The 12,589-nt window shown below is 71.2% G+C and carries 13 protein-coding genes; 4 read left to right on the plus strand and 9 right to left on the minus strand.

Going from position 1 to position 12,589, the window contains the following annotated elements; translation table 11 throughout:
- Positions 1-92: 92 nt before the first annotated feature.
- Together AB0I52_RS14730 and AB0I52_RS14735 are read right to left on the minus strand one after the other, a co-directional pair.
- A complete protein-coding gene (locus AB0I52_RS14730) occupies positions 93-299 on the minus strand; it encodes a hypothetical protein (protein WP_363072444.1) in 207 nt (68 codons plus the stop codon).
- Between the two features lie 91 nt (positions 300-390).
- The gene (locus AB0I52_RS14735; protein WP_362962675.1) at positions 391-1,773 is read right to left on the minus strand and encodes a glycine--tRNA ligase; all 1,383 of its coding nucleotides are present in this window, start codon (positions 1,771-1,773) and stop codon (positions 391-393) included.
- Positions 1,774-1,981: 208 nt separating this feature from the next.
- On the opposite strand from AB0I52_RS14735, the gene AB0I52_RS14740 reads away from it, so the two are divergent.
- From AB0I52_RS14740 to AB0I52_RS14755, 4 genes are all read left to right on the plus strand, one after another.
- Positions 1,982-2,935, plus strand: coding sequence for a metal ABC transporter substrate-binding protein (locus tag AB0I52_RS14740; RefSeq protein WP_363072446.1), 954 nt, complete (start codon positions 1,982-1,984; stop codon positions 2,933-2,935).
- 53 nt (positions 2,936-2,988) lie between these two features.
- Positions 2,989-3,771: a metal ABC transporter ATP-binding protein gene (locus tag AB0I52_RS14745; protein ID WP_362962671.1), complete on the plus strand. Its 783-nt coding sequence runs from the start codon at positions 2,989-2,991 to the stop codon at positions 3,769-3,771.
- A 2-nt stretch (positions 3,772-3,773) separates the two neighbouring features.
- Complete coding sequence (locus tag AB0I52_RS14750; protein ID WP_363072448.1) at positions 3,774-4,667, plus strand: metal ABC transporter permease; 894 nt, start codon at positions 3,774-3,776, stop codon at positions 4,665-4,667.
- A gap of 65 nt (positions 4,668-4,732) precedes the next feature.
- Positions 4,733-5,167, plus strand: a complete 435-nt coding sequence (locus tag AB0I52_RS14755) for a Fur family transcriptional regulator (RefSeq protein ID WP_362962667.1) — start codon at positions 4,733-4,735, stop codon at positions 5,165-5,167.
- 53 nt (positions 5,168-5,220) lie between these two features.
- Here AB0I52_RS14755 and AB0I52_RS14760 read toward each other — a convergent pair whose 3' ends face one another.
- The 7 genes from AB0I52_RS14760 to AB0I52_RS14790 all read right to left on the minus strand — a co-directional run bounded on the left by AB0I52_RS14760 (position 5,221) and on the right by AB0I52_RS14790 (position 12,571).
- Positions 5,221-5,751, minus strand: a complete 531-nt coding sequence (locus tag AB0I52_RS14760; protein WP_363072450.1) for a hypothetical protein — start codon at positions 5,749-5,751, stop codon at positions 5,221-5,223.
- Between the two features lie 55 nt (positions 5,752-5,806).
- Positions 5,807-6,646 (minus strand): isoprenyl transferase, encoded by an 840-nt coding sequence (locus AB0I52_RS14765; protein ID WP_363072452.1) that lies wholly within the window; start codon positions 6,644-6,646, stop codon positions 5,807-5,809.
- 34 nt (positions 6,647-6,680) lie between these two features.
- The gene (recO, locus tag AB0I52_RS14770; RefSeq protein ID WP_363072454.1) at positions 6,681-7,427 is read right to left on the minus strand and encodes a DNA repair protein RecO; all 747 of its coding nucleotides are present in this window, start codon (positions 7,425-7,427) and stop codon (positions 6,681-6,683) included.
- Positions 7,428-7,485: 58 nt separating this feature from the next.
- Positions 7,486-8,163 (minus strand): response regulator transcription factor, encoded by a 678-nt coding sequence (locus AB0I52_RS14775; protein ID WP_363072456.1) that lies wholly within the window; start codon positions 8,161-8,163, stop codon positions 7,486-7,488.
- The gene (locus tag AB0I52_RS14780) at positions 8,160-9,482 is read right to left on the minus strand and encodes a histidine kinase (RefSeq protein WP_363072533.1); all 1,323 of its coding nucleotides are present in this window, start codon (positions 9,480-9,482) and stop codon (positions 8,160-8,162) included. The genes AB0I52_RS14775 and AB0I52_RS14780 overlap by 4 nt, the downstream gene beginning before the upstream one ends.
- Before the next feature lie 89 nt (positions 9,483-9,571).
- Positions 9,572-11,614 (minus strand): MMPL family transporter, encoded by a 2,043-nt coding sequence (locus AB0I52_RS14785; RefSeq protein WP_363072458.1) that lies wholly within the window; start codon positions 11,612-11,614, stop codon positions 9,572-9,574.
- A 252-nt stretch (positions 11,615-11,866) separates the two neighbouring features.
- Positions 11,867-12,571: a TerB family tellurite resistance protein gene (locus AB0I52_RS14790; RefSeq protein ID WP_363072460.1), complete on the minus strand. Its 705-nt coding sequence runs from the start codon at positions 12,569-12,571 to the stop codon at positions 11,867-11,869.
- Positions 12,572-12,589: the final 18 nt, after the last annotated feature.

Raw genomic sequence — 12,589 nt, forward strand, 5'->3', positions numbered from 1 at the left:
GGCGCCGTGCGCCGTGCGCCGGGCGCCGGCGACAGCGGCTCCGGCCGTGACGCCGACGGTGACGTCGGCTGTGACGTCGGCTGTGACGTCGGCTATGTCGCCGTCGGGTCGACCGTCGCCTGGTGCGCCTCGGCGAGGTGTTCCTCGGCCTTCAGCCAGGGCAGGAACTGCGCAGCCTTGCGCCAGTCGCAGGTGTCGCAGCTCAACTGCCGCTGCATCCCCGACTTCCTTACGTGGACTATGTGTTCACGACCGTGCTGGTCCCATCTGCTGACCTTGCTCGTGGTCATGGACGGCATCCGAGCCTCCTGTGGACGATTGTGCCCAGTGTGCACGAAGCCCCCGGTTCCGTTCGGGGAACCGGGGGCCTCGTCCAGTGGATGCGGCGGATCAGCAGCCGAGCAGCCGGGCGCCGAGGTACGCCTGGATCTGGTCCAGCGAGACGCGCTCCTGCTTCATGGTGTCGCGCTCGCGCACCGTCACCGCGTTGTCGTCGAGGGTGTCGAAGTCGACGGTGACGCAGAACGGCGTACCGATCTCGTCCTGGCGACGGTAACGGCGGCCGATGGCGCCCGCGTCGTCGAACTCGATGTTCCAGTTCTGCCGCAGGTCGGCCGCGAGGCCCTTGGCCTTCGGCGAGAGCTGCGGGTTGCGGGACAGCGGCAGGACCGCGACCTTGACCGGCGCCAGGCGCGGGTCGAGGCGCATCACGGTGCGCTTCTCCATGACGCCCTTGGCGTTGGGCGCCTCGTCCTCGATGTAGGCGTCCAGCAGGAAGGCCAGGACCGAGCGGCCGACACCGGCCGCGGGCTCGATGACGTAGGGGGTCCAGCGCTCGCCGGCCTCCTGGTCGAAGAAGGACAGGTCCGTGCCCGAGGCCTTGGAGTGCGCCTTCAGGTCGTAGTCCGTGCGGTTGGCGACGCCCTCCAGCTCGCCCCACTCGCTGCCGCCGAAGCGGAAGCGGTACTCGATGTCAGCGGTGCGCTTGGAGTAGTGGGAGAGCTTCTCCGCCGGGTGCTCGAACCACCGCATGTTCTCCTCGCGCATGCCGAGGCCGGTGTACCAGTTCCAGCGCTGCTCCATCCAGTACTCCTGCCACTGCTCGTCCTCGCCCGGCTTGACGAAGAACTCCATCTCCATCTGCTCGAACTCGCGGGTGCGGAAGATGAAGTTGCCCGGAGTGATCTCGTTCCGGAAGGACTTGCCCATCTGCGCGATGCCGAACGGCGGCTTCTTGCGCGAGGTCTGCTGCACCTGGCCGAAGTTGGTGAAGATGCCCTGGGCGGTCTCGGGCCGCAGGTAGGCGACCGAGCCGGAGTCCTGGGTCGGGCCGAGGTGCGTGGAGAGCAGGCCGGAGAACTCCTTGGGCTCGGTGAAGGTGCCCTTGTTGCCGCAGTTGGGGCAGTTGAGGTCGGCGAGGCCGTTGACCGGCGGCTTGCCGTGCTTCTCCTCGTACGCCTCCTCCAGGTGGTCCGCGCGGTAGCGCTTGTGGCAGGAGGTGCACTCGGTCAGCGGGTCGGAGAACGTGGCGACGTGACCCGAGGCCACCCACACCTCGGGGGCCAGGATGACCGACGAGTCGAGTCCGACCACGTCCTCGCGCGAAGTGACCATGTAGCGCCACCACTGGCGCTTGAGGTTCTCCTTGAGCTCAACGCCCAGCGGCCCGTAGTCCCAGGCGGCACGCTGACCACCGTAGATCTCACTGGAGGGGAAAACGAAGCCACGGCGCTTGCTCAGGCTGACGATGGAGTCGATCTTGTCGGCGGCCACGGTGCTCTCTTCATTACGACGACGAAATTGGACAGGGCCTGCGCGAAGCGCCTCAGTGGGGGGTGGCGGTCAGGAGACGCGTGCGCGGATCCCTCAGATTACCGGCGGGCACGCCCCTTCGATCAAATCGGTATCGGGTCAGTCACTTCCGGAGGCATCTCATCAGCCTTGTTGACAATCGTTTCCATTTTTGTTGAAAATGACTGTCATGAACGAACGCCGCCTCATACCCACCGCAGCCGTCGCCGGAGCAGTCGTCCTCGGCCTCACCGTGCTCTCCGCCTGCTCGACATCCGACGCCGCCGACCAGAAGAGCGGTGACAAGCTGAACGTGGTGGCGTCGTTCTACCCGATGCAGTTCCTCGCCGAGCGAATAGGCGGCGGCCACGTCTCCGTCTCCACCCTCACCAAGCCCGGGGTGGAGCCGCACGACCTGGAGCTCAGCCCCCGGCAGATCGGCGGACTCAGCGACGCCGACTACATCCTTTACCTCAAGGGCATCCAGCCCGCCGTGGACGACGCGATCAAGCTCTCCGAGTCGGAGCACACCGTCGACGCCACGAAGCTGACCACGCTGGAGGACCACGGCACCGAGGCCGGCGGCGAGGAGCACGGCCACGAGCACGAGGGCGAGGCGCCCGGCGCCGACCCGCACATCTGGCTCGACCCGGTGAAGTACGCCGAGGTCGCCAAGGGGGTCGGGAAGTCCCTGGAGAAGACCGACCCGGACCACGCCGCGGACTACCGCAAGAACACCGACGCCCTGGTCAAGGAGCTCGGCGCGCTCGACACCGCGTACAGGACGGGGCTGCGGAACACCGCCACCAAGACTTTCATCACCACCCACTCCGCCTTCGGATACCTGGCCGAGCGCTACGGCCTCACCCAGGAGGGCATCGCGGGCATCGACCCCGAGGCCGAGCCCAGCCCCGCCCGGATCAGCGCCCTGCACTCCATCGCGGAGAAGAAGAAGGTCACCACCGTCTTCTTCGAGACGCTCGCCAGCGACAAGACGGCGAAGACCGTCGCCCGGGACACCGGCCTGCGGACCGACGTCCTGGACCCGCTGGAGGGAATCACGGACAAGTCCAAGGGCGATGACTACATCGCGGTCATGAAGTCCAACCTCGCCGCGCTCCAGAAGGCACTCGGCGCGAAGTGAGCGACGAGACCAGGCGGACCACCCCGAACCCCGCAGCAGCACCGGAGGCGCTCATGCCCGAGCCCGCGAGCTCCACGCCCGAACCCGTGATCGTCCTGCGCGACGCCACGGCCACCCTCGGAGCACGCCCCGTGCTGCGCGGCGTCGACCTGACCGTGCACCGGGGAGAGGTCGTCGCCCTGCTCGGCGCCAACGGCTCCGGCAAGTCGACCGCCGTACGCTCCGCCATCGGCCAGGTCCCGCTCACCGGCGGCACCGTCGAGCTCTTCGGCACCCCGCTGCGCCGGTTCCGCGACTGGGCGCGGGTGGGCTACGTACCGCAGCGCACCACGGCGGCCGGCGGCGTCCCGGCCACCATCCGCGAGGTCGTCTCCTCCGGGCGGCTCTCCCGGACCGGGCTGGGCCTGCCCCGCAAGGCCGACCGCGCCGCCGTCGACCGGGCCATCGAACTCGTCGGTCTCGCCGACCGCGCCAAGGACTCGGTGGACGCCCTCTCCGGCGGCCAGCACCAGCGCGTCCTGATCGCCCGCGCGCTCGCCGCCGAGCCGGAGCTGCTGATCATGGACGAGCCGATGGCCGGCGTCGACCTGGCCAGCCAGGAGATCCTCGCCGCGACCCTGCGCGAGCAGGTCGCGGCCGGTACCACCGTGCTGCTCGTCCTGCACGAGCTGGGCCCGCTGGAGCCGCTGATCGACCGCGCGGTCGTCCTGCGCGACGGCTGCGTGATGCACGACGGACCGCCCCCGAAGGCGCTGGGGCAGCACGCCCTGCCCGGCCACGACCACGTACACCCCCACGCGGCTTCCGAGCCCGTCCGGACGGGACTGCTGAGCTGATCATGGAATTCCTCACCCCTCCCTTCATGCAGCGGGCGCTGATCGCCGCCGTGCTGGTCGGCGTCATCGCCCCCGCCGTCGGCATCTACCTGGTGCAGCGCCGGCAGGCCCTGATGGGCGACGGCATCGGCCACATCGCGATGACCGGTGTCGGCCTCGGCTTCCTGCTCTCCACCAGCCCGGTCTGGATGGCCACCGCCGTCGCCGTCGTGGGCGCGGTCGCCATGGAGCTGATCCGCTGGTACGGACGCACCCGCGGCGACATCGCGCTGGCGATGCTCTTCTACGGCGGCATGGCGGGCGGTGTCCTGCTGATCAACCTCTCCGACACCGGCTCCAACGCCAACCTCACCTCGTACCTCTTCGGCTCGCTCGCCACGGTCTCCTCCGAGGACATCACCGCGATCGGCCTGCTGGCTGCCTTCGTGCTGCTGGTGACGGTGGGGCTGCGCAGGCAGCTGTTCGCGGTCAGCCAGGACGAGGAGTTCGCCCGGGTGACCGGGCTGCCGGTGCGGGTGCTGAACCTGCTGGTCGCGGTCACCGCGGCGGTCACCGTCACCGTGGCGATGCGGGTCGTCGGGCTGCTGCTGGTCAGTGCCCTGATGGTGGTCCCGGTCGCCGCCGCGCAGCAGATCACCCGGTCCTTCAAGGTGACGTTCGTGCTCTCGGTCGTCATCGGGGTGGCGGTGACGCTGGCCGGCACCGTGACCTCGTACTACCAGGACGTACCGCCCGGCGCGACGATCGTGCTGCTGGCCATCGGCGTCTTCGTCGCGCTGACACTGCTCGCCGCCCCCCTGGCCAGAAGCCGCGCGCGCAGGAGCGAATCGGCCTCGGAACGGTGCACTCTGGAAGTACCGGCCACCCGCCGGGCCGCGGACGACGTCCACGTCTGACCCCGGGGCCGGGCCGGGCTGGCACAATGGCCCGACAAACGTACGGGCGACACGAGGAGGCTCCAGTGGCGACGGCGCCGATCAGCGGAACCAACGCGGCACCGGTACGAGGCCGCTCGACCCGGCAGCGGACGGCTGTGGCGGCTGCGCTCGACGAGGTGGACGAGTTCCGCAGCGCGCAGGAGCTGCACGATGTGCTCAAGCACCGCGGCGACTCGGTCGGGCTGACCACGGTCTACCGCACCCTGCAGTCCCTCGCGGACGCGGGCGAGGTCGATGTGCTGCGCACCACCGAGGGCGAGTCCGTCTACCGGCGGTGCTCGACCGGCGACCACCACCACCATCTGGTGTGCCGGATGTGCGGCAAGGCGGTCGAGGTCGAGGGCCCCGCGGTGGAGCAGTGGGCGGAGACGATCGCGGCGCAGCACGGCTACGTGAACGTGGCGCACACGGTGGAGGTCTTCGGTACCTGCGCGGAGTGCGCGAGCGCGGGGAAGTGACACCCCGGCCCCCAGCCTCACCGGAGAGGCTGGGAGGTGCCGGGCTTCGGCTGTCAGGCCTTCGCCAGGTGCCGGTCGAAGATTTCGCGCAGGCGGTCCACGTCGGACCGGTCCTGGGCGCCGCGCTTGGCTATCACGGTCAGAGCGGTGGCGTTCTTGTCGTCGCTGAGCATCACGAAGAGATCCGTTGTCTCCACGTACCGCGGCTGCGCCTGCCACCGGACGACCACGCTGGAGTTGTCCGTGTCGACGCTGACGCCGGACTCGTCGACCCGCACCCGGAACTCGCCCTGCCGCCGCACGAACCGGAACAACTGGCGCGCCATCAGCCACGGACTCAGGACCAGAAGAACGAAGCAGATCAGCAACGCCACCGGCAGCGCCACCGGCACGTCGGTGCCTCTCGCGAGGGACAGCAAGGTGGCCGCGACGAGACAAGCCGTCGCGGCCACCATCAGAATCCGCTGCCGCCGGCTCGCCACGCCGACCCGGTTGCGGGCGCGGAGCGCCACCGAATAGTCCCGCAGCTCCGGTCGGTATCTCAGCTCGACCCCGCCGTGCACGGTCCCCTGTTGCTCGCTCATGGCCCCTCCCGAAGTCCGAAGAGCCGTGATCGTACCGGCTGGCGAAGGATCGGGCTCAGGCGTTCGGTTCCACCTTCTGCGCCGCCTTCTGCGCCGCCTCCACCGCACCGCCGAAACGCCGGTCGCGCTGGGCGAATTCCAGACAGGCCCGCCACAGGTCACGGCGGTCGAAGTCCGGCCACAGCACGTCCTGGAAGACCATCTCGGCGTACGCGCTCTGCCAGATCAGGTAGTTGGACGTGCGCTGCTCGCCGCTCGGACGGACGAAGAGGTCGACGTCCGGCATGTCCGGGTAGTAGGTGTACTTCGCGAAGGTCTTCTCGTTGACCTTCGACGGGTCGAGCTTCCCGTCCGCGACGTCCTGCGCGATCCGCTGCGCGGCGTCGGCGATCTCGGCCCGGCCGCCGTAGTTGACGCAGAAGTACAGCGTCATCTTGTCGTTGTCCTTGGTCTGCTCCTGGGCGACCTGGAGCTCCTGAACGACGGACTTCCACAGCTTCGGCATGCGGCCGACCCAGCGGATCCGGATGCCGAGCTCGTCCATCTCGTCGCGGCGGCGGCGGATGACGTCCCGGTTGAAGTTCATCAGGAACTTCACCTCGTCCGGGGACCGCTTCCAGTTCTCGGTGGAGAAGGCGTACAGCGAGAGGTTCTTGACGCCCATCTCGATACAGCCCTTGAGCACGTCCATGACGACGCCCTCGCCGACCTTGTGGCCCTCGGTGCGCGGCAGACCGCGCTCCTTGGCCCAGCGGCCGTTGCCGTCCATCACCACGGCGACGTGCTTGGGCACCAGCTCACCGGGGATCTTCGGAGGCACGGCACCGGACGGGTGCGGCTCCGGGGTCTTGTAGTCGCGCCGGTTACGGCCGCCGAGAATCCCGCGTACTGCCATGAACTGTCTCGCTCCCTCTGTCTGACTGCCTGTGTCACTTCTCTACGTACCGCAGTGAGCGCAGTCCGCGCTCCAGATGCCAGTGCAGATAGGCGGACACCAGCCCGCTGCCCTCCCTGGCATGCCGCGCCTCGCACGCGTCCGCCGTCTCCCAGTCACCGGTGAGCAGGGCGCTCAGCAGGGTGACGGCCTCCGCCGAGGGTACGACGCTGCCGGGTACCCGGCAGTCGCCGCATATGACGCCGCCCGCCGCGACGGAGAAGAACCGGTTCGGTCCGGACATTCCGCACCGGGCGCAGTCGTCGAAGCTGGGTGCGTAGCCGTTGACGGCGAGGGAACGCAGCAGGAAGGCGTCGAGAATGAGATGCGGATCGTGCTCCCCGCGGGACAGCGTGCGCAGTCCGCCCACCAGCAGCAGGTACTGCTGGACCGCGGGCTCGCCCTCGTGGTCGGTGAAGCGCTCGGCGGTCTCCAGCATCGCGGTGCCCGCGGTGTAGCGCCCGTAGTCGGTGACGATGCCGCCGCCGTAGGGGGCGATCGTCTCGCTCTGGGTGCAGAGCGGCAGGCCGCGTCCGATCAGCTCGCTGCCGCGTGCGAAGAACTGCACGTCCACATGGGAGAACGGCTCCAGCCGGGCCCCGAACTTCGACTTCGTGCGCCGCACGCCGCGTGCGACGGCCCGTACCCGGCCGTGGCCGCGGGTCAGGATCGTGATGATCCGGTCGGCCTCGCCCAGCTTCTGCGTGCGGAGCACCACGCCGTCGTCCCGGAACAAGCTCATGGCTCCATTGTCCGGTACGCGGGCGGCCCGCCGGGGCCGCCCCCGTGCCCCGGGCCGCTCAGCTCCCGTTCGCTCCGCCGCCGGCGGCCACGACCAGCCCGGATTCGTACGCGATGATCACCAGCTGGGCACGGTCCCGGGCGCCGAGCCTGCCCATGATCCGGCTCACATGGGTCTTGGCGGTGAGCGGGCTGAGGCCGAGGGTCTCGGCGATCTCGGTGTTGTTCAGGCCGCGCGCGACGAGGCCGAGGACCTGGCGTTCGCGGTCGGAGAGCGCCTCGGGGCCGCCCGGGGCGGTCGGGGTCCGGGGCGCGCTGAGGACCCGGGCGATCAGCCGGGCGGTCGGGCCGGGTGAGAGCAGGGCCTCGCCCGCGGCCACCGTTTTGATGGCGGCGAGCAGGTCGGCGGGCCGGGTGTCCTTGACCAGGAAGCCGGAGGCGCCCGCGCGCAGCGCATCGACGACGTGGTCGTCGGTGTCGTACGTGGTCAGGACCAGCACCTTCACTCCGGCGAGGTCCTCGTCGGCGGCGATGCGGCGGGTGGCCTCGATGCCGTCGAGCTCGGGCATCCGGATGTCCATGACGACCAGATCGGCCCGCTCGGAGCGGGCCAGCGCGACCGCTTCGAGGCCGGTGGCGGCCTGGCCGACGACCTCCATGTCCGGGTCGGAGCCGACGAGCATCGCGAACGCGGCCCGGACGAGCGTCTGGTCGTCGGCGAGCAGTACGCGGATCATGAAGCGGTCTCCGATTCCAGTCCCTGGCCGTGGCCGTGTGCTTGTCCCTGGGCCTGTGCTTGTCCCTGGGCCCGTGTCTGCTTCTGGCCCTGTGCCTGGCCCTGTGCCTGGCCCTGTGCCTGGCCCTGTGCCTGGCCCTGTGCCTGGCCCTGTGCCTGGCCCTGTGCCTGGAACGGCAGCAGTGCCGACACCTCGAAACCGCCGCCGGGGCGGGGGCCGGCGTCCAGTGTGCCGCCCGTGCTGCGGGCCCGTTCCCGCATCCCGACGATGCCGAACCCGGGCGCGGAGCCGTCGTCCACCGGTCCGGTCCCGTCGTCGGTGACCGTGACCCGGAGGGCGGCGGGGCCGGCCGGTTCCACGGCGACGCTGACGCGGACGCCGGCGCCGGCGTGCCGTACCGCGTTCGTCAGCGACTCCTGCACGATCCGGTACGCGGCCGCTCCGGTCGCCGGTGCCAGGCGGACCTCCGGTGCCCGGACCCGGAGGTCGACCCGCGCCCCGGCCGCCTCCGCGGCCCGTACGAGGCCGGGCAGTGCGGCGAGGTCGGGCAGCGGGCCGTCCGCGTCGTGCCGGCTGTCGTGCCCGGTGTCGCGCAGCACCTGGAGGGTCGTGCGCAGTTCGGCGCGGGCCTCCCGGCAGGTGCCGGCGATGTCGTCCAGCGAGGCGGCGATCGCCTTGCGGTCCAGCCGTTCCGGGTCGACGGTCAGGATGTGCGAGGCCACCGAGGTCTGCACGCCGATGAGCGTGATGCTGTGGGCCAGCAGATCGTGCAGGTCGCGGGCGATCCGCAGCCGTTCCTCGGCGACCCGCCGCCGGGCCTCCTCCTCGCGGGTCCGTTCCGCGCGTTCGGCACGCTCCAGCATCGAGGCGACGTACTGGCGGTAGATGCGCACGTCGACCCCGCAGAACAGCACCGCGACGATCCAGCCGGAGATGCGCAGCAGTTCGAACCCGTCGTGCTCGCTGATGCCGTTCACCACGGTCAGCATCACGCACATCACACCGATGCCGGTGAGCAGGGTGCGCAGCGGCCGGCCGGTCACGGCGACGGTGTACAGCGCGATCCAGGTCTGCGGCATCGGAGCCGTGTGGACGTTGTCGAGGCCGTGGTAGAGCGCGAGCAGCGGGACCATGGCGGCCAGCACGAGCACGGGTGCGCGCCGCCGCCACACCAGGAGCACCGCGGCGGCCGTCAGGAGGAGCCGGCCGAGCGCGTCGGGTGCGTGGGAGCTGTCGCCGGACAGGGCGAGGGCGGCGGAGAGCGCACCGGCGCCCACCGCGATGAGGGCGTCGGTGCGCGTCCGGTGCGGCGCGTGCATGGGGTCGCGGTTGACGACGGCCAGGATGCGCTCGCGGCGGCGCGCGGTTCGGGACACGCCGCCATCCTCCGGTACGGGACGGGGCACTGTCAGGGGGCCCTGACGAGTTCCGGTTCCCGCGGCCCGGGTACGGCGGGCGTCCGGCTGAGCGCCCCCGGCCACCACATCCTCCGTTGCAGGGCCACGCTCGCCGAGGTGACCAGGTAGGTGCGGACGAGGAAGGTGTCGAGCAGGACGCCGACGGCGACGACGAAGCCCATCTCCACCAGGGAGGTCAGCGGCATGTTCGTCAGGACCGCGAAGGTGCCGGCGAGCACCAGGCCCGCCGAGGCGATCACCCCGCCGGTGGTGCGCAGGGCGGTGAGCGCGGCCTCGGTGGGTCCGGCGCCGGCCCGGGACTCCTCGCGGACCCGGTGCATCAGGAAGATGCCGTAGTCGACGCCGAGCGCCACCAGGAAGACGAAGGACAGCAGCGGCAGTCCGGGGTCGGTGCCCTTGAGTCCGAGGAGTGGCTCGAAGACGAGTCCGCCGATGCCGAGCGCGGCGCCCCAGACGGCGACGACGGCGGCGACGAGCAGCAGCGGGGCGACGAGGCTGCGCAGCAGCGCGATCAGGATGAGCAGGACGGAGAGGACGACGAGCGGGACGACGACCTTCAGGTCACGGGAGCTGGATCTCTCCAGGTCCATCTGCTGGGCGCCGGGGCCGCCGACGTGGGCCCCGTCCAGGCCGTCGCGCAGGGCGTTGACGGTGTCCCGCTCCCCCGCGGACTCGGGCTTGTCCTCGGCGACGACGGACAGTTCGGTCCAGCCGCCGCCGCTGCGGCCGCGCTCGGCGGAGGCGACTCCGTCGGTGGTGCGGGCCTTCGCCAGCACGGCGTCGGCCCGGCCGGTGGGTGCGAGCACGGTGATCGGCTGGCTGGAGCGGCCGGGGAAGGCGTCGGCGAGTGTCTCCATGGCCGCGACCGAGTCGGGCCTGCTGGTGAAGGAGTCCTCCTGCTTGAGGTCGCCGGGCAGGTTGAACACCCCGAGCGCCAGCGCGCCCAGCAGTACCCCGCCGGTCACGAGCACGGCGACGGGCCGGCGTCCGGCCGAGCCGCCCATGGCGGCGAACACCGAGCGCCGCCGCCGGGGCTCGGCGCCGTACGCGGGGACGAGCGGCCAGAACACCCGGCGGCCGCGGAGCACCAGCAGCGCCGGCAGCAGCGTCAGCATCGCCAGGAGCGCGCACAGCACCCCCACGGCGGCGATGGGTCCCATTCCGCGGCTGCTGGTGAGATCGGCCGCCAGAAGGCACAGGAGGCCCGCTGCGACGGTCGCCGATGAGGCCACGACGGCGGGTCCGCAGCCGCGCAGCGCTGCCGCCATCGCCTCGCGCGGCCGGGCGAAGCGGGTGAGCTCCTCCCGGTAGCGGGAGACCAGCAGCAGCGCGTAGTCGGTGCCCGCGCCGAAGACGAGGATGGTCATCACCGCGGAGCTCTGGCCGGTGACGGTGACGTCGAAGCCCCGGTTGAGTCCGTAGACGACGGCCATCGACGCGGCGTCGGCGACACCCGCGACGACGAGCGGCACCAGCCAGAGCAGCGGGCTGCGGTAGATGAGGATCAGCAGGATCGCGACGACGGCGACGGTCGTGTAGAGCAGCGGGCCGCCGAGCGAGCCGTACACCTTCTTCGCGTCGGTGTTCAGCGCCCCCGGTCCGCCGACCTCGACGCCCAGTCCGTCGCCGCCCCTGGCGATCTCGCGCACCTCGTCGACGAACGCGGTCCTGGCGTCGTCGTCCTGGCCCGGCTCGGTCGTGGATACCGGGAACATCAGGGTCGTGCCGTCGGCGGAGGGGACGCCGCGCGGGGGTGCGGTGAGGGTGTGGCCGGCCGCCACCTCGGCGGTCTGGCGGGCGGCTGCGGTGCGGTCGGCCGGGGTCAGCCCGCCGTCGCGGTGGTAGACGAGGACGAGGTCGGTGGACTCGCCGCCGGGCAGCGCCTCCTGGATCTTCGCCACCTGGGTGGAGTCGGCGCTCGCCGGCAGATAGTCGACGGCGTGGTTGGCCTGGACGTCCGAGAGCTTGCCGGCCAGCGGACCGGCGATCGCGATCGCGGCGACCCAGAGCGCGACGATCGCCCAGGGAAGCATCCGCCACCGGCCCCGTGTCCGCGACTGCGGCTGCTGTGGCTGTGGCTGCTGTGACTGTGGCGGCGTGCCACTGTCCCTCGTTGCGGCCCGCATACGAGCCCCCCTTCCGTCCGGGTGTCTGGTTCATGTCCAGACTCCCGTCGGGCCGGGGCCGATTCCTCGCGCCGGAGACCGACATCCCCGCTACTGCCGGGGAGGGTGCGGCGCCCCGGCCTACTCCCGCGGGAGTAAGGGCCGGTGGGGCAGGGTGGCTCAGGAGGGCGTGCGCGCTGCCTCGGCGAGCAGCCGGGCGGTGTCCTCGGCGCGGAGCTGGAGCGCCCCGCCGACCGTGGTCAGCACCTCGCGTTCGGCCTGGCTGTACGGGCCGTCCGCGAGTGCGATCCGGGCGCCCTGGAGCAGAATCGACTCGCGTCCGGCGGGGGCCAGATGCGGGGCGAGGGGCTCCAGCGCCTCGTGGAGCTCGATGGCGAGGGCGGCGCCGCAGGCCTCGGCGGCCGGGTCGAACGCCGAGCCGTGGCCGATGTCGACGGAGAGGACCTCGACGACGGTGGCGAGCTGTTCCTGTGTGCAGTCGTCGAACCCGGCGCCGCGCACGGTGGCGACCGCGGTCTCCAGGACCGTGCGGGAGGCGGTGCCGCCGGCCGCCAGGACGCCGAGCGCCACGGTGTGGACGGCGTCCTTGAGCATCGCGGAGAACCGGGTGGTGGTGGGGTGGTCGAGCGTGTCGATGCCGAAGTGCTCGTGGCACGCGGCGCATTCGACGACCGGGCCCACGGTGCCGCGCCGCAGCAGCGGCACGCCCAGGACGGCGAACCGGCGACGTCCGGTCAGGCGGCGGTAGTTGCGGTCACCCCCGCAGCCGGTGCAGAAGAACTCGCCGTCACCGACGGTGTCCCACATGGTGCGGATGCCGCAGATACGCAGCTTTATGGCGCGTTGTCCCAAGGCTGACCGCACGTCGCACACCTCCGTAAC

Source organism: Streptomyces sp. NPDC050423, assembly GCF_040655445.1.
In the GTDB taxonomy this organism is placed as follows: domain Bacteria; phylum Actinomycetota; class Actinomycetes; order Streptomycetales; family Streptomycetaceae; genus Streptomyces.